This is a genomic window from Phenylobacterium sp., assembly GCF_036264965.1.
Taxonomy (GTDB): Bacteria; Pseudomonadota; Alphaproteobacteria; order Caulobacterales; family Caulobacteraceae; genus Phenylobacterium.
In genome coordinates this window covers 1-21,887 of record NZ_DATAPY010000145.1, presented here as the reverse complement: position 1 = coordinate 21,887, position 21,887 = coordinate 1, and the positions used below count along the sequence as shown (strand labels likewise).

Here is a 21,887-nt window from a genome sequence, read left to right as displayed (position 1 = left end):
GGGCGGCCCTTTGCGTTTGCGCCTAGGGTGTCGGCGGTCGATTCGTGTGGGAGATGTCGGTCATGAGCGGCCCCAGCATCCTGATTGTCACGGACGCCGGTCCATCCGTGGGCGGCGGCCATGTGATGCGCTCGCTGACCCTGGCCGGCGCGCTGAGCGGCCAGGGCGCGGCCTGCCGGTTCGTCGCCCCGCCGGCGGTCGAGGCGATCCTGGCGGCCTTCGCGCCGGAAACCGAGCGTCTGGCGGCGGCCTCGACCTCGCCCGGCGACCTGGCCGATGCGGTCCGCGCGACACGGTTCGACGCGATCGTCTTCGACCACTACGGGCTTTCGCAGGGCGACCATGCGGGCATGGCCCAGCGCCGCCCGACGCTGGTGATCGACGATCTGGCCGACCGGCCGCTGGCCGCGGACCTCCTGCTGGACTCCGGCCCGGCGCGTCGGGCGGAGGACTATGACGGCCTGACGCCGGAGGGCGTGCGCCTGCTGCTGGGGCCGCAATATGCGCCGGTGCGGCCGGAGTTCGCGGCGCTACGCGAGACCGCGCTGGCCTGGCGTGGCGAGCCGGTGGGCCGGGTGCTGGTCTCGCTGGGGCTGACCGACGTGGATGGCGTCACCGGCCGCCTGGTCGAGCGCCTGCGGCCCAAGGTCAGCGACGTCGGCATCGACATCGTCCTGGGCGCCGAGGCCCCGAGCCTGCCCAGCCTGCAGAAGATCGCCCGCCGCGACACGCGCATCGTGCTGCACATCGACAGCCCGCACATGGCCCGCCTGACCGCCGAGGCGGACATCGCCATCGGCGCGGCGGGGTCCTCCACCTGGGAGCGCTGCACGCTCGGCCTGCCGACCTTGATGGTGGTGCTGGCGGAGAACCAGCGCGCCGCGGCCCGGACCCTGGCCGAGCGCGGCGCCGCGCTGACCCTCGACATCGCCGATCCGGCCTTCGACGCGAGCTTCGACCGGGCGCTGATGCGGCTGACCACCGACGCCGCCCTGCGCCGCCAGCTGGCCGAGGCCAGCGCCGACCTCTGCGACGGCCTGGGCGCGCCGCGCGTGGCCGAGACCTTCCTGAAGCTCATCGCCGCCAAGGGCGGCTAGGGCTTGTCGACATTCAGGCTTGGGGCTCGAAGCGTCCTCCTCCCCTTGTGGGAGGAGGTGGCCCGCGGAGCGGGTCGGAGGTGGGGTCTCTCAATTCTCTCGGCGCTGTCCGAAGCTCGGTCTCGCACGGCGAGCGGAGTGCGACCCCACCGTCGGCCCTCCGGCCGCCACCTCCTCCCACAAGGGGAGGAGGACCGCCAAACCATGGCCTCGCCTCAAAATGAATATCGATTCAGCCTAACCCAGCATGTCCCAGGCCAGCGGCTCGCCGCGGGCGAGGTCACGGGCGGCGGGGCGGCCCAGCACCTCGTCGAGGTGGACGGGCGGCAGGCCGTTGCCGGGGCGTACGGAGCGGATGTTGGCCCGCGTCAGCGGCTCCCCGGCCTTCACGTCGGCGGTGACGTAGAGCGAGCGGCGGAACTGGCGGTTGGCCCGCTCCGAGCCCAGCACGTCGTAGTGGGCGCGGCCGAGCGCGGTCCAGGCGTCCTTGCAGTCGCGCACCAGGGACGTGAACTCCGCCGGCTCCAGGCTGAAGGCCGCGTCGGGCCCGCCGTCGGACCGCGCCAGGGTGAAGTGCTTTTCGATGACGCTGGCGCCCATGGCGATCGCCGCCACCGAGGCCGCCGAGCCGTGGGTATGGTCCGAGAGGCCGATGGGGCAGTCGAACCGCGTCGCCATGTCGGCCACCGTGCGGACATTGGCGTCGGCCAGGTCGGCTGGATAGCTGGAGACGCAGTGCAGTAGCACCACGCCCGCCGCGCCGCCGTCGATCGCCGCCGTCCGCGCCGCCTCGATCTCGGCGAGGTTGGCCATGCCGGTGGAGATGATCAGCGGCTTGCCCCTGGCCGCGGCGTAGCGGATCAGCGGCAGGTCCACGGCCTCGAAGGAGGCGATCTTGTAGGCCGGCGCGCCCAGCCCCTCGAGCAGGTCGACGGCGGTCTCGTCGAAGGGGCTGGAGAACAGGGTGACGCCGCGTTCCGCCGCACGGGCGAACAGCGCCGCGTGCCACTCGTAGGGCGTCTGGGCCTCGCGGTAGAGCTCGTGCAGGCTGCGCCCGTCCCACAGCCCGCCGGTGATCCGGAACTCCGGGCGGTCGACGTCGAGGGTGATGGTGTCGGCCGTGTAGGTCTGGATCTTGATCGCGTCGCAGCCGGTGGCGGCCGCCGCGTCTATCATGGTCAGCGCGCGCTCCAGGCTGCCGTTGTGGTTCCCCGACAGCTCACAGATGACGTAGGGCGAATGGGCCGGCCCGATCTTGCGGCCGGCGATCTCGATTTCGGGCGAGGCGCTCATCGCCAGACAGTCTAGGCCGATGCGCTGAAGGCGTCGTTAACCCTGCGCTGGGGGCGCCCGCCGCGCCGCGCCCAAAATTCGTCATTCCCGGCCTTGTAAGCCTGCCCCGGGTGGGTCGCGAAGCGACGCGACTGGGGAAACCCACAAACTCAAAGGCCATAGCTTGGCGATCCTCCTCCCCTTGTGGGAGGAGGTGGCGGCCGAAGGCCGGCGGAGGTGGGGTCACACTCCGTTCGCCGCGCGAGACTGAGCTTCCGGCCGCGCAGAGAGTCCGAGAAACCCCACCTCCGACCTGCTCCGCAGGCCACCTCCTCCCACAAGGGGAGGAGGGCGCGCGCAGAATCTCACGCGGCAAATGTCGCTTAAAATTTGACTTCGGCCTGTTCCGATGTTCTCTTTTTGTTCGTGCCGCGTCAACCGGAAAAACAGGCCCGCGCCGAGGCCATGCTGGGCGAGCTCGCCGAGCTCGCCTTGATGGTGGCCAAGGAACTCGCCGTGCGGCTGCGCGAAAGCGAGGACGTCGAGCAGACCGTGGCCCTGGCCGACGCCTTCCAGAAGACCTCGCGGGTGGTGCGCCTGACGCTCGCGCTGGACTTCAAGCTGGAACGCGACGCCGCGCGCCAGGCGCAGGAATTGGCCCGCGAAGCCGAGGCCGCGAGTTCTGCGCCGCCGCCGCCCGTCCAGCCAGCGCGCGCGGCTCCCAACCCGATCGAGCAACGCAAGAGCCGCGTCCGCAACCTCCTGAACCGCCTGCTCTGGACCGAATCCGAGGGCGAGGAAGAAGACTACGAGGTGCTGTGCGACGACCTCACCGCCCGCCTCGACGAAGCCGCACGCAGCCCCGACTTCGAGACCCTGCCGATCGAAGTCCTGGCCCGCCGCATGATCGCCGATATGAACCTCTCCGGCGACCTGACCCTAAGCCTCTGCGAGACGCCCGGTGAGGGCGGCGACGAGTCGTCCCAGCCGCAGCTGGCCGACACCGGCTAAGCGAACACAAGACAAGAGAACCACGGAAAACACGGAAAGAGCACGGAAGGGGGCCGACCTCAGGCATCCGAGCCAGGCTGAATCGCGCGCCTTGCGCGCAATCAATCATCCGTCGGCTTTGCCCGATCAGAGCTCCTTCCGTGCTCTTTCCGTGTTTTCCGTGGTTCAAAAGACTGAGCCTCCGCCGCCGCGGAGCCTCGGGGATTGCCGCCAGCCCTGCGGCAAGGTTCGAACAGTTGAGCCTGTAGCTAGAGCTTCGACGGCGGCGGCATCTCGACCGTGCGCGGTTGCGTTCCGGCCACCAGCCCCAGCGCGATGCCCGTCCCAAGGCCCACCATGGCCACCGCGGAAAACAGCCGCAGCCCCAGGCCCAGAGCCACGCCCGCGCCAAGGGCTGCGCCGACCAGGCCGACGACACCGGCGGTCTTCAATTCGTCTTGCATGTGGCGCTCCAGAATCGCACCTACATAAGGGCCATGTCTGAAGATCGTTCCGAACCCCGTTCCGTCCGCTGCCTCATCGTGGGCTCCGGCCCGGCCGGCTATACCGCCGCCGTCTATGCCGCGCGCGCGCTGCTCAACCCCGTGCTGATCCAGGGGATCCAGCCCGGCGGGCAGCTGACCATCACCACCGACGTGGAGAACTATCCGGGCTTCGCCGACGTGATCCAGGGCCCGTGGCTGATGGACCAGATGCAGGCCCAGGCCGAGCATGTGGGCACGGAGATCGTCAACGACATCGTGCTGAGCGCGGACCTCTCGAAGCGGCCCTTCCGCCTGACCACCGACAGCGGCCAGGTCTGGCTGGCCGAGACCCTGATCATCGCCACCGGCGCCCAGGCCAAGTGGCTCGGCCTGCCCTCGGAGCAGACCTTCCAGGGCTTCGGCGTCTCGGCCTGCGCCACCTGCGACGGCTTCTTCTATCGCGGCAAGGAGGTGGTGGTCGTGGGCGGCGGTAACACCGCCGTCGAGGAGGCTCTCTTCCTCACCAACTTCGCCTCAAAGGTCACGGTCGTGCACCGCAAGGACGAATTCCGCGCCGAGAAGATCCTGCAGGAGCGGCTGTTCCATCACGCCAAGATCGAGGTGGTCTGGGACAGCGTGATCGACGAGGTGACCGGCGTCACCGACCCTGTCGGCGTCACCGGCGTCAGGCTGAAGAACCTCAAGACCGGAGAGACGACGGACTTGGCCTGCGACGGCGTCTTCGTGGCCATCGGCCACGCCCCGGCCTCGGAGCTGTTCAAGGGCCAGCTGGAGATGGACGCCGCGGGCTATCTGAAGGTGAAGGCGGGCTCGGCCTCGACCGCGATCGAGGGCGTCTACGCCGCCGGCGACGTCACCGACGACATCTACCGCCAGGCGGTCACCGCGGCCGGCATGGGCTGCATGGCCGCGCTGGAGGCCGTGCGCTTCCTGGCCGAGGAAGACCACCGCAAGGCGCACCATCCGATCAGCCACCACGAGGCGGAGAAGATCGGCGTCTGGTGACCCGGGTCCGCTACGCCACGCCTGCGGATCACGCCGCCATCGCCGAGGTTGTCGCCGGCGCTTTCGGACGCGCTGACGAGGCCGAGCTGGTGGCGCGGCTGCGCGCGGACGGCGACACCTTGTTCGAGCTGGTGGCCGAGGACGACGGCGCGGTTCAGGGCCACATCGCCTTCAGCCGCATGTGGGCCGATCGCACGGGACTCTATGGCGCGCTCGCGCCGCTCGCCGTTCGCCCCGACCGGCAGGGCAAGGGCCTGGGCTCAGGCCTGGTCCGCGCCGGCCTCGACAGCGCCAGGGAGTTTGGCTGCCACGGCCTCCTAGTGCTGGGCGATCCCGCCTACTACAGCCGCTTCGGCTTTTCGGCAGACGCCGCGGCGGATGTGGCCGCGCCCTTCCGGGGAATGCCCGCGTTTCAGGCGCTGGCCCTGGAGGACGGCGCCTTCTCGGTGCGGTTGACCGTCGCCTACCCCAGCGCGTTCGGCGTCGGCTAGTTTTCGTCGCCCGGCGTCTTGACGCCGGTCGCCACAGGCTTGGCCGGCGCGGCGGCCGAGGCGTCCTGGCCCTTTTCCATCGCCGCCAAGCTGTCGTTGATCCGCTTGACCTCGTCCGGCGTCGGCTGACGGTGGGCGGGATAGAGTACGCCCATGACCCGGGTGCGCTCGCCGGACGGCGTGGTCGGGTCGGCGACCGTGTAGGTGCGCACCTCACCGGCGACCGCGAGAGTGATCTGGCGCTCGGCGGGACCCTGCGCCTGGGCCGCCAGATAGCCCTGGGTGCGCGGATCGAGGCTGGCCAGAAGTTGCGGCGACAGCTCGGACTCGCGCCCCTCATAGCGGTTGTTGAACGCCGGCGGTTCGCCCCAGGGACCGGTCCAGCGGTAGAAGATGTGCTGGCCCACCTGGGTCATCTTCACCAGCGTCGGCGCCCAGTAAGGCACGACGTAGGCGGCGTGATAGTGGGTGGCCGAACCCACGTCCTTGTCGACGAAGCCGGCCAGGGCCTTCCTGGCCACCTCCTGCGCCTGCTTCCACAAGGCCGGCTGCGGCGCCCAGCGCAGGGCGCCGTCACAGGTGAAGGTGAACTGGCAGCCGGTCGGCCGGGCCGAGCCCTGATAGACGACGCCGCAGACCGAGTGCGGATAGGCCGGGTGGCGCACGCGGTTCAGCACCACCTGGGCCACCGCCTGTTGGCCCCGGATCGGCTCGCGGGCGGCCTCGAAGTAGATCGCCTGGGTCATGCAGTGCAGCGCACGCGCGCTGTCGTCAGCGCCGGCGTTCAGCACGAAGGGCCGCATCGGGCGGATCGGCAGCCCGGCGAAGGGGCGAAGGTTGTTGATCGCCACCGCGCCCTCGCCTTCCTGGGTCGAGAACCCCAGGTCGGGCACGGCCCGAAGGTCGAGGTTGCTCCAGCCGAGCGGCCGGCCCCAGAGGTCGGCGCGGCGCAGCGCCGGATCGTGACGGCGCGCGATGTCGCGGACGCCGGGATCGAGGTTCGCCGTGGCCGCGATGAACGCCGGGTCGGACAGGCCCTGGGCGGCCAGCGCATGGGCGTCCGGCGCGCGGACCCCCGACGAGGCGTGCTCGGCCGCCGGCTGGCAGGCGCAGAGCGCCAAACCGGCCAAGGCCGCCGCCAGGCCGGCGCGGCGCCATCTGTCGAGAGCCTTGAAGATCTTGTCTCTTCCCTGTCTCAGCCCTTCGAACCTGAACCCAGCAATTCGTCCCGGGTTAGGCCGCAACTCGGCCACAACATGAACAAGCGGCGCCAGAACGGGACGGTTCCCGTGGCGGCCGAGTGTCATATCCCCGGTTGCGCCCCGCCGCCAGGGCTCCCATTCTGGCTCCGCAGGCGCCGCTTGCAGATCGCGTGCCGGAGAGGCCCCCGAATGACGCCGTCCGAGTGGCCGCTGCGTTTTGTTCCCCGGCGCTCCCCGCCGCTTTGGCAAGCGACCCTGATCACCCTGGCGGCGTTCGCCGGCGCCATCGTCATCCGCGGCCTGTTGCTAGGCTTCGCCAACGCCACCGGCATCTCGGCGACCTATTTCCCGGCCTTCATCCTGGCGACCCTCTACGCGGGGCCTCGCTGGGGCTGGGCCTCCCTCGGCTTCATCATGGTGATGGGCTATTTCCAGACGACCGCCGTCGTCTCGACCCTGTCGCGGGACGCGGTGATCCTGCAGTTCGGCCTGTCGGGCGTCGCCACGGTGCTGGTGGCCCAGGGGCTGCGCGAGGCCCTGCTGCGGCTGGACGAATCCAAGGCCGCCGAGGCCAAGGTGCAGGCCGACCTGATCGCCACGGAGGCCCGTTTCCGAACCCTGGCCGACAGCGCGCCGGTCCTGATGTGGGTGTCCAGCCTCGCCGGAACGCGAGAGTTCGTGAACCGCGCCTACCTGGACTTCCTGGGCCTGGGCTACGACGAGGCGATGCGGTTCGACTGGCGCGCCCTGATCCACCCCGACGACCTCGATCGCATCGCGGCCGAAGAGGCGAAGAGCATCGCCGGCGGCGGCGACTTCATCTGGGAGGCCCGCTACCGCCGCAGCAACGGCGAGTACCCCTGGATCCGCTCGATCTCACAGCGCCGCTTCGCACCGGACGGCGAGCACACCGGCTACATCGGCGTCGGCTATGACATTTCCGACGCCAAGCGCGCCCAGGCCGACCTTAGCCGAATCAACGACCTGCTGGCCGAGCGGGTGCAGGCCGCGCTCAGCGAGCGCGACGAGGCGGAGGCGGCGCTGCGCCGCGCCCAGAAGCTCGAGGCGGTGGGCCAGCTCACCGGCGGCGTGGCGCACGACTTCAACAACCTGCTCACCGTCATCATCGGCGCGCTCGACCTGATCCAGCGCCACCCCGGCGACGCCGCCCGGCGCGAACGGATGATCGAGGCGGCCCAGGGCGCGGCCAAACGCGGCGAGCGGCTGACCCAGCAGCTGCTGGCCTTCTCCCGGCGCCAGGCGCTGAAGCCCGAGCTGGTTTCCATCGACGAACTGCTGATCGAGAGCGAGCCTCTGCTGCGCCGCGCGGTCGGCGAAGCCGTCACGCTCACCGTGGAGGCCGGCGCGCCGGGCGGCGTCTGCAACATCGACCCCAGCCAGTTCGAAGCGGCGGTGATGAACCTGGTGGTCAATGCGCGGGACGCGACACCGCCCGGCGGCGGCATCCGCGTCGAGACCCACCCTTGCGTCCTGGCGGCCGGGGAAGCGGAGGACGCGCCGGCCGGCGACTATCTCTGCGTCTCGGTGCACGACACCGGCGCGGGCATGAACGCCGACACCGCCGGCCGGGTGTTCGAGCCCTTCTTCACCACCAAGGAACCTGGCCGCGGCACGGGGCTGGGCCTCAGCCAGGTCTACGGCTTCGCGCGCCAGAGCGGCGGCGCGGCGATCGTCGAAAGCGCGCCCGGCAAGGGCGCAACCCTGCGGATTTATCTGCCCCGGGTTGAGGACGCCGTAGCCCGAACGATCGCCACGCCAGAGACCCCGACCGCCGCGCGCGGCCCCGCGCGCCGCGTGCTGCTGGTCGAGGACGACGCCAGCGTCGGCGAGATGGTCGAGGCCATGCTCTCGGACCTGGGCCATGAGGTGCTGCGCGCCGACGCCGCCGCGCCGGCCATCGAGATCCTGGGGCGCAAGGACCGCATCGACCTGATGCTCACCGACCTGATCATGCCCGGCGGCATGAACGGGGTCGAACTGGCCCACGCCGCCGTCGCGCTGCGTCCTGGCCTGCCGGTGATCCTGACCTCCGGCTACACCGGGGAGACCCTGGGCGCGGCGGCCGAGGCGCCCTGGCCCCTGCTCGCCAAACCCTACCCCGCCGAGGCCCTGGCGGCGGTGATCGACGCGGTGATGCGGAAGGCTCCCGCAACCGTGTAGCAATCCGTGACTTGCGAAATCGCGGGAGCGGTCTATATCTCGTTCACCGGTTTTGCTCGAACTGAGCATAACTAGCGCCAGCGATCGTCTCGTCTGGCGTCTTTTTAGTCCGATGAAATGCTCAAATTGAGCATAAGGAGGCTTGCATGGCCGCCGACGGGTTCCAGTTCGCATTCACCCCCGAGGTCGAGATCGAGACCGCGCCGATCTGGCAGAAGGTCCGCCGCCACGTCACGCCGATGGAATGGCGCGCCCAGGCGCCGCTGATCGCCGCCATCAACCGCCTGAAGGCCGAGAAGGACGCGGTGATCCTGGCGCACAATTATATGACGCCTGAGATATTCCACGGGGTCGGCGACTACGTCGGCGACAGCCTGGGCCTGGCCAAGGAAGCCGCCAAGTCCAAGGCCAAGGTGATCGTGCAGGCCGGCGTGCACTTCATGGCCGAGACCTCGAAAATCCTCAGCCCCGAAAAGACCGTCCTGATCCCGGACCTGCGCGCCGGCTGCAGCCTCGCCGCCTCGATCACCGGCGCCGACGTGCGCCTGATCAAGCAGCGCTATCCCGGCGTGCCGGTGGTGACCTACGTGAACACCACCGCGGAGGTGAAGGCCGAGACCGACATCTGCTGCACCTCCGCCAACGCGGTGCAGGTGGTCGAGGAAGCCGCGCGGCTGTTCGGAACCGACCGCGTCATCCTGATCCCCGATGAGTTCCTGGCCCGCAATGTAGCGCGCCAGACGGATATCAGGATCATCGCCTGGCAGGGCCGCTGCGAGGTGCACGAGCGCTTCACCGCCGAAGATATCCTCGAGATCAAAGCGGCCTATCCCGACGCCGAGGTGCTGGCCCACCCCGAGTGTCCGGCCGAGGTGATCGCGGTCTCCGATTTCGCCGGCTCCACGGCGGCGATGAACGACTATGTCCTGACGCGGAAGCCGAAGCGCGTGGTGCTGATCACCGAATGCTCGATGGCCGACAACGTCGCCGCCGACGCCCCGGACACCGAGTTCGTGCGGCCCTGCAACCTCTGCCCGCACATGAAGCGGATCACGCTGGAGAACATCTACGAGTCCCTGCTCCACGGCCTCCACGAGGTGACCGTGGACCCCATCATCGCCGAGCGGGCGCGGCTGGCCGTGCAGCGGATGGTCGACCTGCCGCCGCCGGCTGTCCCCGCCCGCTACGACCTGGTCAAGGCGCGCTACCACGTCGACGTCGAGCTGATCTGATGAGCCGCCTTGTCCATGACGGGGTGCTGATCGTCGGCGCCGGCCTGGCCGGGCTTTCCGCGGCCCTGGCCGCCAATCCGCGCAAGGCGCTGGTGCTGACCGACGCGCCGCTGAGCAAGGGGTGCTCGTCGGCCTGGGCCCAGGGCGGAATGGCGGCGGCGCTCTCCGACGGCGACACGACCGAGCGGCACGCCGAAGACACCATCGCAGCCGGCGCAGGCCTGGTGGACGCGGCCATGGCGCGCCTGCTCACCGCGGAAGGCCCCGCCGCCGTCCGCGCTCTGGCGGCCCTCGGCGCGCCCTTCGACCGCGCGGCGGACGGCGGGTTCGCCCAGAGCCTGGAGGCGGCGCATTCGCGCCCTCGCGTCGCCCGGGTGAAGGGCGACCAGGCGGGCGCTGAGATCATGCGTGCAGTGATCGTTGCGGCGCTGGCGGCGCCACACATCGAGGTGCGCGCCGGCCATCGCCTTCGCGGCCTGCTGCAGGACGCCGCCGGCGGCGTGCGCGGCGTGATCTGCGAGCACAACGGCGTCCTGGTCGAGATCGCGGCATCCGCGACGATCCTGGCCACCGGCGGCGTCGGCGGCCTCTATGCCGTGACCACCACGCCCGCCGAGCTCAAGGGCGAGGGCCTCGGCCTCGCGGCCCTGGCTGGCGCGGTGATCGCCGACCCGGAGTTCGTGCAGTTCCACCCCACCGCCATCGACATCGGCCGCGATCCGGCCCCGCTGGCGACCGAGGCCCTGCGCGGCGAAGGCGCGGTGCTGATCAACGCCGACGGGGCGCAGTTCATGGCCGCCTATCACCCCGACGCCGAGCTCGCGCCGCGCGACGTGGTGGCCCGCGCCATCCACGCCGAGCGCGAAGCCGGACGCGGCGCCTTCCTCGACGCCCGCGAAGCCGTCGGCACACACTTCCCCGAAGCGTTCCCGGCGGTGTTCGCCGCCTGTATGGCCGGCGGTGTCGATCCGCGGATGGAGCCGATCCCCGTCGCGCCTGCCTGCCACTACCACATGGGCGGGATCGCCACCGATGCGGACGGAGCGACCTCGTTGCCTGGCCTCTACGCGGCCGGCGAGTGCGCCTCGACCGGGGTGCATGGGGCCAATCGCCTGGCCTCCAACTCGCTGCTGGAGGCCGCTGTCTTCGGCGCGCGGGCCGGCCGCGCGGCGGCCGCGGCGCCTGAGCCAAACCCGACGCGATTGGTTCGGCTGGTTGCTCCGTCGTTGCCCCATGACGCCGTTCAGCGGCTGCGCCAAGCCATGAGCCGCGACGCTGGCGTCATCCGATCGGCTGACGGCCTGCTGCGGCTGCTGGACGAAATCGAGGGCCTCGTCGCTCAGTACGGACGCACCGCCGAGTTGGCGGCCGCCCGACTCGTGGCCGCCTCAGCACTGGCGCGCGCCGAAAGCCGTGGGGGCCATTTCCGCACCGACGCGCCGGCGACCGATGCCGAGCCGCGGCGGACTTTCGTCCGCCTCCCCGACATCCTGCCCCGCGCCTGGAAGTACGCCGCCGAATGATCGAGCCCCTGCCGGACTTGCTGATCGCGCCTGTCGTCCAGGCTGCGCTGGCGGAGGACCTGGGACGGGCGGGCGACGTCACCTCCCAGGCCTGTGTGCCGGCCGAGGCGCGGCTGCGATGCGTGTTCGCCAGCCGCCAGAGCGGCGTGGTGGCGGGTCTGGCCTGCGCGCGGCTCGCCATCGCCGCGCTCGATCCCAGCGCCGACTTCAAGGCGGTCGTCGAGGACGGCGCGCGGGTCGGCCCCGGCGACAAGTTGGCCTGGGTGGACGCCAATGCGCGAGCCCTGCTGAGCGCCGAACGCGTCGGCCTGAACCTGCTGGGCCGCCTATCCGGCGTCGCCAGCCTCACCCGCGCCTACGTCGACCTGGTCGAAGGGACCGGCGCTATCATCGTGGATACGCGGAAGACGACGCCGGGATTGCGGGCGCTTGAGAAATACGCCGTGCGCTGCGGCGGCGGGGTGAACCACCGCTTCGGGCTGGATGACGCGATCCTGATCAAGGACAACCACATCGCGGCCTGCGGCTCAGTCGGCGAGGCCGTGCGCCGCGCCAAGGCCGCTGTCGGCCACCTGATGAAGGTCGAGGTGGAGATCGACGGACTGGGCCAGCTCGAGGACGCCCTGAAGTATGGCCCCGACGTCGTGATGCTCGACAATTTCGCGCTCTCCGACCTGGCGGAGGCCGTTCGCCGCACCGCCGGCCGCGCGGTGCTGGAGGCGTCCGGCGGCGTGAATCTCGAGACGGTGCGCGCCATCGCCGAAACCGGCGTGGACGTGATCAGCGTCGGCGCCCTCACCCACTCGGCCGTCGTCCTCGATATCGGCCTGGACGCTGCTTGACGTAGGGACGTGGTTGTCGAGCGCCGAACGTCGCTCCACGGCGACGGGCGTCAGGCCGCCACAGCGGTTGCGGCCCGCGGCTCCGGCTCGGCCAGGACGGTGTTGACGGCGTCGATCAGAGCCTCGGCGTTGACCGGCTTGGTCAGGTGCATCTGAGCTCCCGCGGCGCGGCCGGCCTGAACGTGATCGGCTTGGCCGCTGGCGGAGACGATGATCACCGGAACCGCCGGCCGGCCCGCCGCCCGTTCCTGACGCCGGATCTCGCGGGTGGCGGTAAGGCCGTCCATCACCGGCATCTGGATGTCCATCAGGATCACCGCGAAGTCCTGTAGCGCGCAGGCGTTCACCGCCTGCTGGCCGTTCTCGACGGAGACCCATTCGGCCCCAACCTGATCGAGGATCAGCTCGAGCACCTTGCGGTTGGTGGGATGGTCGTCGACCACCAGGATGCGCGGCGGCGCGTCGTCTATCGGCGCGGCCTGCGCGGGCAGGGTGTCGATCTTGACGCCGACGGTCGGGAGTTCGATATCAAAGCTGAACACAGATCCCCCGCCGGGCGCCGAGTGGCAATCCAACTCGCCACCCAGGTCAGCCGCCAGCTGGCGGGCCAGGGCCAGACCGAGGCCAGCCCCGCCATGCCGCCGTGTGGCGCTGTCGTCGGACTGGGAGAAGGTCTCGAACAGCTCGGTCTTGCGCGTCTCGTCAAAGCCGACGCCGGTGTCGGCGACCTGGAAGCGGTAGCGTCCGGCGTCGAGGAGCTCGAGCTCGACGCCGATCCGGCCGCTCTCAGTGAATTTGATGGCGTTGGAGAGCAGGCAATCGAGAAGCTGCTCCAACCGCGCGCTGTCGCCGGTCACATCGACCTCTGCCCGCTGATCGACCCGCAGGTCGAGCTGAAGACCCTTCAGTTCCGCCTGCAGCCGATGCTCGGCGGCGACGCTGCGGAGCGTATCTCCGAGCGCAAAGCTCAGCGTCGCGACCGCGTGGTCGCGGCCCGCCCCGCTCGATAGCGCTAGGAGATTCCCGATCAACCCGTCGAGGGTTCCTGCCGAAGCGCAGATCACATCCAGCAAGTCCCGCTGCGCCGCCGTAAGCCCCGTCCGGCTCAGCACCTCGGCCATGCCGACGACGCCATTGAGCGGCGTGCGCATCTCGTGGCTCATGTTGGAGAGAAACAGCGTCTTGGCCCGCTCGGCGGCGTGGGCCCGGTCGAGGGCGTCGGCCAGCCGTGTGGCCGCGGCGTGCGCCGCCTGTTGCTGCTGGACAAGCCGCCGCAGCGACCGGGCGGCGATCAGGATGGCGAAGGCCAGGGCCACGCCCGAGCCCAACAGCAAGGTCAATCGACTCCGCCAGAAGGCGGCGTTCCAAGAGCCGTCGCGCTCTTGAAGCCGGCGCATCTCGTGGAAGCGCAGCACGGCGAAATCGTTGCGGATGGCGTCCATCTCGGCTCTGCCGGTCGGCGCGCCGGACAAACGGCGGCCGGAGCGGGCCGCGCCAATCTGCGGCCAAGCGACCGTGTCGGTCCAACGGTGGACCTGGACGGAGACGTCGGCGACGCAGTCGCGCATGAACTTCGGGTCGTCGCTGGCCAGCTCGATCAGGCGCGGCAGGCCCGCGTCGTACCGCCGGCGACCGTTCTCGTACATCCGCAGATAGGCCGGATCCCGGCTGACCGCGAAGCCGGCCACCCCGGCCTCCTGATCCTGCACCGCCTCGATCATGACGCCGTATTGAAGCAGCTCCGTGCGCGCCTCATCGTCGGCCGCGTCCAGCGCCTGCAGGCGGTCGATCGTCGCCCAAACGATCACCCCCTGAGCGAGCACCGCAAGGACCAGGGCGCCGAGGCCCGTCAGCAGTTCCGCAAATATCCTACGGCTTGTCGCCCGCATCGGTAGCCCCTGTTCTGAGGGCCTAACACTAGCGCCACCGCCTTAACGCGGACGTGAGGGCGACTGCGACACTACGTCATAGCAATACTACCTAGACTGTGGCGCGCCTTAGAGATGAGCCTCAGCGGGAATGACGGTCTCGCCGTCCTTCTTCGAGGCCTGCGCGCCCATCAGGCTGCGGTCGCGCATCGGCACGTTGGGGATCAACAGCGTCACCAGGAACGCCACAGCCACCACATAGAGGCCCAGGAAGAAGACGTTGGTGATCGCGTCGGAGATGATCACCTTGATGAACATCGGCAACACTGGCGCGGCGCCCGCATGCGCCGCCCCGCCCATGGCGCGCAGCTTGCCCACATCGACGCCCGGCATGATCTTGCCCAGCCCCGAATTCAGGTTGGCGGTCAGGAAGGTGCCGAAGATCGCCACCCCCATGGTCGAGCCGATCTGACGGAAGAATTGGCTGGACGAGGTCACCACGCCCAACTGGCTGATCGGCATGGCGTTCTGTATGGCCAGCGAGAACAGGCTCTGGCCGGGGCCTAGGCCGATGCCCAGCACCAGCATCCGCCAGGCCAGGTCCAGCCGCGAGGTGTCGGCATGCATGCGGCTGAGCAGCCAGATGCCGGCGAAGGTCAGCACCAAGCCGCCGATCATGAAGGCCTTGTACTTGCCGGTCTGGCTGACCATGCGCCCGCACAGGATCGACGAGCCGAACAGCCCGAACATCAGCGGCAGTTGCGCCAGCCCGCTGGTGGTGGCCGCCACGCCCTGCCCCAGCTGCTGGAACAGCGGCAGGAAGGCTACCGTGCTCATGAACGACATGGAGACCAGGAACCCCGCCAGGTTGGCTGTCGAGAACACCCGGTTCTTGAACAGCTCCAGGGGCAGGATCGGATCCGAGGCGAACCGCTCGTTGACGATGTAGAGCACCAGCCCCAGCGCCGAACCGCCGAACAGGCTCAGCTCAATCGCCGATCCCCAGGGGTACTGGTGGCCGCCAAAGGTGAGCGCCAGCAGTAGCGGCACCACCGTGGCTATGATCAGGCCCGCGCCGATGAAGTCGATCTTGCCCTTCGCTTGGTGGCTCATCTTCGGCATCTTCACGATGATCATGAAGAGCGACAGGATCGAAAGCGGCAGGTTGATGTAGAACACCCAGCGCCAGCCGGCGATCACATGGCCCGCGAGCGTCCAGGTGCCGTGGTCGGTGAAGTAGCCGCCGATCAAGGGGCCGATGGTGCTGGAGAGCCCGAAGACCGCTCCGAACATGCCGCCGATCTTGCCCCGCTCGCGCGGCGGATAGAGGTCGCCGATGATCGCGAACGCGGTGGTGAACAGCGCCCCGCCGCCGATCCCCTGGAGGGCGCGGAAGACGATCAGCTGAACCATGCCGCCGCCGATGATCGGCAACGGCCCGAACTCGCCGGAAAGGCCGGAGAGCCAGGACCCCGCCAGGAAGAACAGGATGCCGGCCAGCAGCACGGGCTTGCGTCCGAAGAGGTCGCCCAGCTTGCCCCAGATCGGCACCATCACCGTCGACGACAGCAAGTACGCCGTGGTCACCCAGCTGTAGAGCGCCAGGCCGTTCAGCTCCGAGATGATCCGCGGCATGGCGGTGGCCACGATCGTCTGATCGAGCGCCGACAGCAGGAAGACGATGGCGACGCCCCACAGCGTGACCCGCTTCTCAATGTCGGTGAATTCCGTCGCACTCACGGTTTTGCGCCCCCCAACGCCGATTCCCTGGATTCATAACCTAGGTATGGCGCGCGGCGCGACAACCGTGGCGTCGCAGAGATTCCGCCTATTGTTTCGGCGGCGCGGGCCGCGGCGCCGGATCGGGCGCCATCGGGTCCTTCTCGCCCAGGCCCACCACCTCACCGCTGGCCAGCACGTGGCCGGCCATGGCGGCGGTGAGCGCGGCGTAGTCCTTGCCGGGATCGGGCACCGTGGTGTCGAGCGCGAAGATCTCGAAATGGTAGTGATCCTTCGGGCCTGGCGGCGTGCGCGGGCCGGTGTAGGCCTGGGCGGCGCCCTTGTAGTTGGGGCCATAGCCGGAGCCGGCGGGCGGCGTGGTCATGCCGACCTCCAGCTTGGTCACGCCGGCCGGGATGTTGAACATCGTCCAGTGCAGCACGGGCGCGCCGCGCGCCAGGAGGTCATTGTCCTGCATGATCAGAACGTAGGATTTCGTCGCCGCCGGCCCCTTGGTCCAGTTCAGGCCCGGAAAGGTGTTGGTCCGGTACTGGGTGTTCTCAAAGGGGATGTCGCCGCCGTCCTTGAAGGCGGGGGTAGTGACCGCGAGCTTGGTCTTGGCCGGCATCAGGTCGAGCGCGGTGCGCGCCTCCGGCTGACCGGGGGTCGAGCGGCTGACCTGGGCGAGCGCGGGCGCCGCGGCCAGGCCGAGCATTGCGGCGCAGGCCGCGATGCGAAGGGGCGTGTTCATCAGTCTCTCCCTTGTCGGTCTTGTTATTTCTTCTGGTGGCCGATCGCCCAGACATAGGCGCTGACCGCCGCCAGGTCGTCCGGCGACAGCTGCGCCCCGCCCATCGGCGGCATCGGGCTACGGTACTGCTTGGGCGCTGGGACGCCCTTGGTGATCAGGTCGGTGATCTGGGCCAGGCTGCCGTCGGTCCACAGCGGACTGCCGGTCGTCAGGGGCGGGCCGATCGAACCCCCGGCGGCGTCCTTGCCGTGACACGCGCCGCAGCTGCCGCCCTGGAAGAGCGCCATGCCCTTGGCGACCTGCTCGGCGGTCGCGCCAGGCGGCACAGGCAGGACGCCCGCGCCGGCCGCCGGAGCGGCGGGTTGGGCGTAAGTGGGCTCAGGCGCAGCCGTGACCGGGGCGCTGGGCGGGCCCTGGTAGGTCACCCGCCAGATGCGGCCCTTCACGTCGTCGGAGATGTAGAGCGCGCCGTCGGGCCCGACGGCCAGGCCGCTGGGCCGGAACACCGCCTTGCCCGAGGCCTTGTTGGGGCCGGCGAAACCGTCGGCGAAGACCACGTAATTCCCGGACGCCTTGCCGTCTTTCAGCGGCTGGAAGACCACGTTGAAGCCGTCCTGGGCGGCCGGCGCGCGGTTCCACGAGCCGTGGAACGCGATGAAGGCGCCGCCCTGATAGGCCTTGGGGAAGGCGGTGGCCTTGTAGATCTGCAGGTCGTTGGGCGCCCAGTGGGCCGGGAAGGCCGCGACCGGCGCGATCTTGCCGGCGCAGACGCCCACGGCCTTGCCGCCGTCGCCGCCGTATTCCGGGGCCAGCACCAGCTTCTTCTGGAAGTTGTCGTAGTAGCAGAACGGCCAGCCGTAGTCGCCGCCCTTGGTCTCCAGCATCAGCTCTTCGGCGGGCAGCTCGGTGGTCATCTTGGCGTCGGCGTAGAGCTTGGGCCAGTTCTGCAGGAGCTGGTCGCGGCCGTGCTGAGTGGCGAAGATGCGGCCCTGGGCGTCGAGCGACAGGCCCATCCCATTGCGGATGCCGGTGGCGTAGCGCTCGGCCGGCGTGAACTTCTGATCCAGCTTGTCGGCGGAATAGAGCCAGGTGCCCCCGCGGGTTTCCAGCTCCGTGCAGGGCTCATTGCCCGGTACGCCGGCCACCCGGTTCTTCGGCTGGCAGGAGTTGGTCGCCGTGCCCATGTCGACGAACATCTGACCCTTGGCGTCGATCACGAAGGGATGCATCGGATGGTCGCCGCCCAGTGGCAGGCCCGACACCACGACTTCCGGCTTGTTGGCGGGGACCACCGAGCCCGCCGCCAGCGGATAGCGGACGATCTTGTCGTTCATCTCCGCATAGACGAAGCCCTTGTAGAGCCCGATGCCGGTGCCGCCCTTGGAGCCCTCAGCCGGGGTCTGGCCGAAATGCGTGACCTTATCGGCCTTGCCGTCGTGGTCGGTGTCCTGAATGGCGACCAGAAAGCCGTCGGCGGGCGGCTTGTCCCGCGGGAAGTAGGACGAGCCGTTCCACAGGTTGCCGTAGAGCGTGCCGTCGGCGGCGACCGCTATGTGGCGCACATTGCCCACATTGTCGGCGAACACCGTGGCGCAGAAGCCGGGCGGAAGCGTGATACCCGTGTCGCCGCCGGAACAGGCCGCGGTTCCCGCCGGCGCCTTGGGCTGCGCCTGGACCGCCAGCCCCGCGCTCATCGCCAGGAGAATCGCCGATCCGGCCCCAATCGCGATCGCCGCCTTGAGCTTAGCGTTCATCTGCATTCCCCACCCCAATTCGATATGCAATCATTCTACCTATCGCTTCGGCGAAGCCGCCGAAAGCCTTAGCCTAGCGCACGGCGCGGCGGACGTCGGCGACGATCGCTTCGGCCTTGGCGAACAGCGCCGGGTCGACGCTCAGGCCGGAAGCGGCGGCGTTCTCCTCCAGCTGCTCGGGCCGGCTCGCGCCGACGATGGCCGAGGCGACGTTGGGCTCGCGCAGCACCCAGGCCAGCGAGAATTGCGACAGCGAGCAGCCGGCTTCCTCCGCCAGGGGCTTCAGCTTCTGCACCGCTTCCAGGATCGAAGGCTCAAGCCAGGTCTGCATGGCGTTACCCATGGAGTCGCTAGCCCCGCGGCTGTCGGCCGGCAGAGCCGCGCCCGGCCGGTACTTGCCGGAGAGCACGCCCTGGGCCAGCGGCGACCAGACGATCTGTGAGACGCCGCTGGCCGCCGAGATCGGGATCACCTTGGCCTCGGGCCGCCGCCACAGCAGCGAATATTGCGGCTGGCTGGAGACGAACCGCTCGACGCCTGGAATGGCGAAGGCCGCTTCGATCTGGTCCGGCGACCATTCGGAAAAGCCGATCCACCGCGCCTTGCCTGCGCGGACCACCTCGCTCAACGCCTCCATGGTCTCTTCCAGCGGCGTCTCCGTGTCGTAGCGGTGGCACTGGTAGAGGTCGACGTAGTCGGTGCGCAGCCGCGTCAGCGAGGCGTCGATCTGTTTCAGGATCTGGACGCGCGACAGGCCCTTGTCGGTGTCGCTCATCGCGCCGAACACCTTGGTGGCCAGGATGTAGCTGTCGCGCTTGCGGCCGGCGAGGGTCTCGCCCAGCACGCTCTCGGCGGCGCCGCGGCCATAGACATTGGCCGTGTCGATGAAATTGACGCCCAGGTCGAAGGCTTTGTCGACGCAGGCCCGCGCCGCGTCCTCCTTCACGCCCACCCCATAGGTGAGCCAGGAGCCCAGGGAGATTTCCGAGACCTCGAGGTCGCTGGCGCCGAGCTTGCGGTACTTCATGAGACGCGTCCTGGGATGGCCGACGATCGGGCGGCGGCATAAGACCCAGGGCGCCTGGCGCGCGCAAGCTGCGCTGGTGAGGACCGTCGAGATCAGGCCGACTGAGGCGGATTTGACGAACGGATCATCCCAGGCCTAGCTGTTGGCTGGAAACTCGCTCTTCCCTCGGATTACGCCATGACCCGCCGCGTCGCATTCGTGATCTTCCCCCAATTTCAACTGCTCGACGCTGCCGGACCGATCAGCGCCTTTGACATCGCCGGCCGCATCGCGCGCGGCGGCTATGAGCTGGAGGTCCTGGCGGCGCAGGCCGGCGCGGTGGCGAGTTCGGCGGGCGTCAGCCTGGCGGCGGAGCGCCTCGGCGATGGGCCCTACGACACGATCGTCGTCGCCGGCGGCGCCGGGACGCGTGATCTGCCCGCCCTCGCGGAGGTCGTGACCTGGCTGAAGGCCGCAGCGCCGCGCGCGCGACGCGTGGCGAGCGTCTGCTCCGGGGCGTACATCCTGGCCGAGGCCGGCCTGTTGGATGGCCGGCGCGCCACCACCCACTGGAGCCGGTCCGACGATTTCGCCCGGCGCTATCCGCGGGTGCGGCTGGAGCCCGACCGGATATTCACACGCGATGGCGAGGTCTGGGCTTCGGCCGGGATCACCGCCGGCATCGACCTGTCGCTGGCGCTGATCGAGGACGACCTGGGCGGCGAGGTGGCCAAGCAGACGGCCCAGCAGCTGGTGGTCCATCAGCGGCGGCCGGGCGGCCAGTCGCAATTCTCCGCCCTACTGGATATGGGCGGGCCCAACGGCCGGTTCGCCGACCTGATGGAGTGGATCCGCGAGCGGCTGGCTGAGCCGCTGCATGTGGAGCGGCTGGCGGACCGAGCGGCCATGAGCCCGCGCCACTTCGCCCGCGCCTTCGCCGCCGAGACAGGCGTCACCCCTGCCAAGGCGGTCGAACGGCTGCGGCTGGAGGCGGCGCGCGTGCGGGTCGAAGCGGGGCATGAGCCGATCGACCGCGTCGCGCTGGCCGCCGGCTTCGGTGACCCGGAACGTATGCGCCGCGCCTTCCTGCGCGCCTTCGGCCAGCCGCCGCAGGCGTTGCGTCGCGCGGCCAGGGCTTAGGGCCGGAGCGTTAGGATTCCGCGGGCTGCTGCGGAGCCGCCGGTTCCGGCGCCTTAGCGGCGACGTCCGCGCCCTTCACGGCGGCGGCCTTAGCCTCGGCCTCGGGAGCCGAGGCCGCCGGACCAAGACCGCTGGCGGCCACCGTCACGTCCGAAGCCTTTTCCAACACCGCCGTGGCGAGGCGCAGGTTAGCGCCAGGGCCCATAGGCAGGCTGGCCAGCATACGCTGATCCTCCGGCCGGTTCAGCGGGGCGTGCGGATTGAAGCGGTAGAAGACGTGCAGGCCGACCTGAGCCACACGCAGCATCTGCGGTCCCCAGTCCGGGGAACAGTCGATCGTATGGAAGTGCGTCGCGGAACCGATGCCGGCCACCGACACGCCGGAAAGCGCGCGTTCGGCCACCTGGCGGGCGCGGTCCCAGGCGCCGAGCTCGCGCCCACGGCGCATGGAGCCGTCGCAGGCGAAGCTGAACTGGCAGCCGTGGGTGGCGGCGCCCTGGAAGACCACGCCGCAGACGGTCTTCGGGAAGTTGGGGTTGGCGACGCGGTTCAGCACCACCTGGGCCACCGCGGCCTGGCCGCGCGGGGTCTCCCCACGGGCTTCGAAATAGACCGACTGGGTCAGGCAATCGAGCTCGCGGGCGCTGGCCAACGGCGTCGCGCGACCGCCGATCGGCTGCCGCACGCCGGGCCGGAACGGCCAGCTCGCGGCGACGCCAGTCGCGGCGTCGGCGGCGAAGGCGTCATGCGCCCGGGCCAGCCGCAGGGCGCCCGGATCCATGCGATCCATTTCGCGCTGCAACATGGTTTCCGAGAACCCGCCGCCGGCCGCTTCCGCGATCCGGACCGCTCGGTGATGGTCGCCAATGGCCTGGGCCATGCCGCCGATCAGATAGGTCGCGCCCAGGGCCAGGCCAAAGCCGGACCCCATCAAAGCGGCGCTCATCAGCCCGCGCCGATTGGCGCTGGCCTGCGTTCCTGCAAACAAAACAAACGTGTCCTGCACGGCGAGGGCGACTCTGGCCCCCCGACATTGTCGCCGCGATGCCGATGATCAATTTCCGCGACGCTCCCATGGCAGACGCCACCCGCTTCTCATCTCACCTCACCGCGCCGCCGGCCGCTCCTGAAGCGGTCGCAGCCGCGCGTCCCGGAGTTCCGTCCGAATGGCAAAGCGCATGCTTATCGACGCTGCCCACCCCGAAGAGACTCGGGTTGTGGTGCTCAGCGGCAACCGGCTCGAAGAGTTCGATTTCGAGTCGTCGACCAAAAAACAGGTAAAGGGCAACATCTATCTCGCGAAGGTCA

The 21,887-nt window shown here is 69.7% G+C and carries 19 protein-coding genes; 10 read left to right on the top strand and 9 right to left on the bottom strand.

Annotated features, from left to right (window positions below):
• Positions 1 to 62: 62 nt before the first annotated feature.
• Complete coding sequence (gene pseG / locus VHS75_RS19220) at positions 63 to 1,097, top strand: UDP-2,4-diacetamido-2,4,6-trideoxy-beta-L-altropyranose hydrolase (RefSeq protein WP_329640227.1); 1,035 nt, start codon at positions 63 to 65, stop codon at positions 1,095 to 1,097.
• A 237-nt stretch (positions 1,098 to 1,334) separates the two neighbouring features.
• On the opposite strand, the gene pseI is transcribed toward pseG, so the two are convergent.
• Positions 1,335 to 2,390 carry a pseudaminic acid synthase gene (pseI, locus tag VHS75_RS19215; RefSeq protein WP_329640226.1) on the bottom strand — a complete coding sequence of 352 codons (1,056 nt, stop codon included), beginning with the start codon at positions 2,388 to 2,390 and terminating at the stop codon, positions 1,335 to 1,337.
• A gap of 405 nt (positions 2,391 to 2,795) precedes the next feature.
• On the opposite strand from pseI, the gene VHS75_RS19210 reads away from it, so the two are divergent.
• Entirely contained in the window at positions 2,796 to 3,380 is a 585-nt protein-coding gene (locus VHS75_RS19210) for a hypothetical protein (RefSeq protein WP_329640225.1), read from the top strand.
• A gap of 248 nt (positions 3,381 to 3,628) precedes the next feature.
• On the opposite strand, the gene VHS75_RS19205 is transcribed toward VHS75_RS19210, so the two are convergent.
• Positions 3,629 to 3,823 carry a hypothetical protein gene (locus tag VHS75_RS19205; RefSeq protein WP_329640224.1) on the bottom strand — a complete coding sequence of 65 codons (195 nt, stop codon included), beginning with the start codon at positions 3,821 to 3,823 and terminating at the stop codon, positions 3,629 to 3,631.
• 33 nt (positions 3,824 to 3,856) lie between these two features.
• Between VHS75_RS19205 and trxB the strand changes: the two genes are divergently transcribed.
• On the top strand, positions 3,857 to 4,870 hold the full coding sequence (gene trxB, locus VHS75_RS19200; protein WP_329640223.1) for a thioredoxin-disulfide reductase: 1,014 nt from the start codon (positions 3,857 to 3,859) through the stop codon (positions 4,868 to 4,870).
• Complete coding sequence (locus tag VHS75_RS19195; protein ID WP_329640222.1) at positions 4,867 to 5,361, top strand: N-acetyltransferase; 495 nt, start codon at positions 4,867 to 4,869, stop codon at positions 5,359 to 5,361. Before trxB ends, VHS75_RS19195 begins: the two co-directional genes overlap by 4 nt.
• Here the strand turns inward: VHS75_RS19195 and VHS75_RS19190 are convergent.
• A complete protein-coding gene (locus VHS75_RS19190) occupies positions 5,358 to 6,491 on the bottom strand; it encodes a cell wall hydrolase (protein ID WP_329640221.1) in 1,134 nt (377 codons plus the stop codon). The genes VHS75_RS19195 and VHS75_RS19190 overlap by 4 nt on opposite strands.
• Before the next feature lie 261 nt (positions 6,492 to 6,752).
• On the opposite strand from VHS75_RS19190, the gene VHS75_RS19185 reads away from it, so the two are divergent.
• The 4 genes from VHS75_RS19185 (at position 6,753) to nadC (ending at position 12,341) form a co-directional block, all read left to right on the top strand.
• Complete coding sequence (locus tag VHS75_RS19185; RefSeq protein WP_329640220.1) at positions 6,753 to 8,744, top strand: ATP-binding protein; 1,992 nt, start codon at positions 6,753 to 6,755, stop codon at positions 8,742 to 8,744.
• A gap of 146 nt (positions 8,745 to 8,890) precedes the next feature.
• Positions 8,891 to 9,976: a quinolinate synthase NadA gene (nadA, locus tag VHS75_RS19180; protein ID WP_329640219.1), complete on the top strand. Its 1,086-nt coding sequence runs from the start codon at positions 8,891 to 8,893 to the stop codon at positions 9,974 to 9,976.
• Positions 9,976 to 11,499: an L-aspartate oxidase gene (locus tag VHS75_RS19175; protein WP_329640218.1), complete on the top strand. Its 1,524-nt coding sequence runs from the start codon at positions 9,976 to 9,978 to the stop codon at positions 11,497 to 11,499. Before nadA ends, VHS75_RS19175 begins: the two co-directional genes overlap by 1 nt.
• The gene (gene nadC, locus VHS75_RS19170; protein WP_329640217.1) at positions 11,496 to 12,341 is read left to right on the top strand and encodes a carboxylating nicotinate-nucleotide diphosphorylase; all 846 of its coding nucleotides are present in this window, start codon (positions 11,496 to 11,498) and stop codon (positions 12,339 to 12,341) included. Before VHS75_RS19175 ends, nadC begins: the two co-directional genes overlap by 4 nt.
• A gap of 50 nt (positions 12,342 to 12,391) precedes the next feature.
• Here nadC and VHS75_RS19165 read toward each other — a convergent pair whose 3' ends face one another.
• The 5 genes from VHS75_RS19165 to VHS75_RS19145 all read right to left on the bottom strand — a co-directional run bounded on the left by VHS75_RS19165 (position 12,392) and on the right by VHS75_RS19145 (position 19,460).
• The gene (locus VHS75_RS19165) at positions 12,392 to 14,230 is read right to left on the bottom strand and encodes a response regulator (RefSeq protein ID WP_329640216.1); all 1,839 of its coding nucleotides are present in this window, start codon (positions 14,228 to 14,230) and stop codon (positions 12,392 to 12,394) included.
• Between the two features lie 108 nt (positions 14,231 to 14,338).
• Positions 14,339 to 15,949 carry an MDR family MFS transporter gene (locus tag VHS75_RS19160; protein ID WP_329640215.1) on the bottom strand — a complete coding sequence of 537 codons (1,611 nt, stop codon included), beginning with the start codon at positions 15,947 to 15,949 and terminating at the stop codon, positions 14,339 to 14,341.
• An 88-nt stretch (positions 15,950 to 16,037) separates the two neighbouring features.
• Positions 16,038 to 16,679, bottom strand: coding sequence for a YbhB/YbcL family Raf kinase inhibitor-like protein (locus tag VHS75_RS19155; RefSeq protein ID WP_329640214.1), 642 nt, complete (start codon positions 16,677 to 16,679; stop codon positions 16,038 to 16,040).
• Positions 16,680 to 16,702: 23 nt separating this feature from the next.
• The gene (locus VHS75_RS19150) at positions 16,703 to 18,433 is read right to left on the bottom strand and encodes a c-type cytochrome (RefSeq protein WP_329640213.1); all 1,731 of its coding nucleotides are present in this window, start codon (positions 18,431 to 18,433) and stop codon (positions 16,703 to 16,705) included.
• Between the two features lie 73 nt (positions 18,434 to 18,506).
• Entirely contained in the window at positions 18,507 to 19,460 is a 954-nt protein-coding gene (locus VHS75_RS19145; RefSeq protein WP_329640212.1) for an aldo/keto reductase family protein, read from the bottom strand.
• Between the two features lie 177 nt (positions 19,461 to 19,637).
• Between VHS75_RS19145 and VHS75_RS19140 the strand changes: the two genes are divergently transcribed.
• Entirely contained in the window at positions 19,638 to 20,579 is a 942-nt protein-coding gene (locus VHS75_RS19140) for a GlxA family transcriptional regulator (RefSeq protein WP_329640211.1), read from the top strand.
• Positions 20,580 to 20,589: 10 nt separating this feature from the next.
• Here VHS75_RS19140 and VHS75_RS19135 read toward each other — a convergent pair whose 3' ends face one another.
• Positions 20,590 to 21,525: a cell wall hydrolase gene (locus VHS75_RS19135; protein WP_329640210.1), complete on the bottom strand. Its 936-nt coding sequence runs from the start codon at positions 21,523 to 21,525 to the stop codon at positions 20,590 to 20,592.
• Positions 21,526 to 21,745: 220 nt separating this feature from the next.
• On the opposite strand from VHS75_RS19135, the gene VHS75_RS19130 reads away from it, so the two are divergent.
• The coding region (locus VHS75_RS19130) for a hypothetical protein (protein WP_329640251.1) at positions 21,746 to 21,887 on the top strand (142 nt) is incomplete at its 3' end.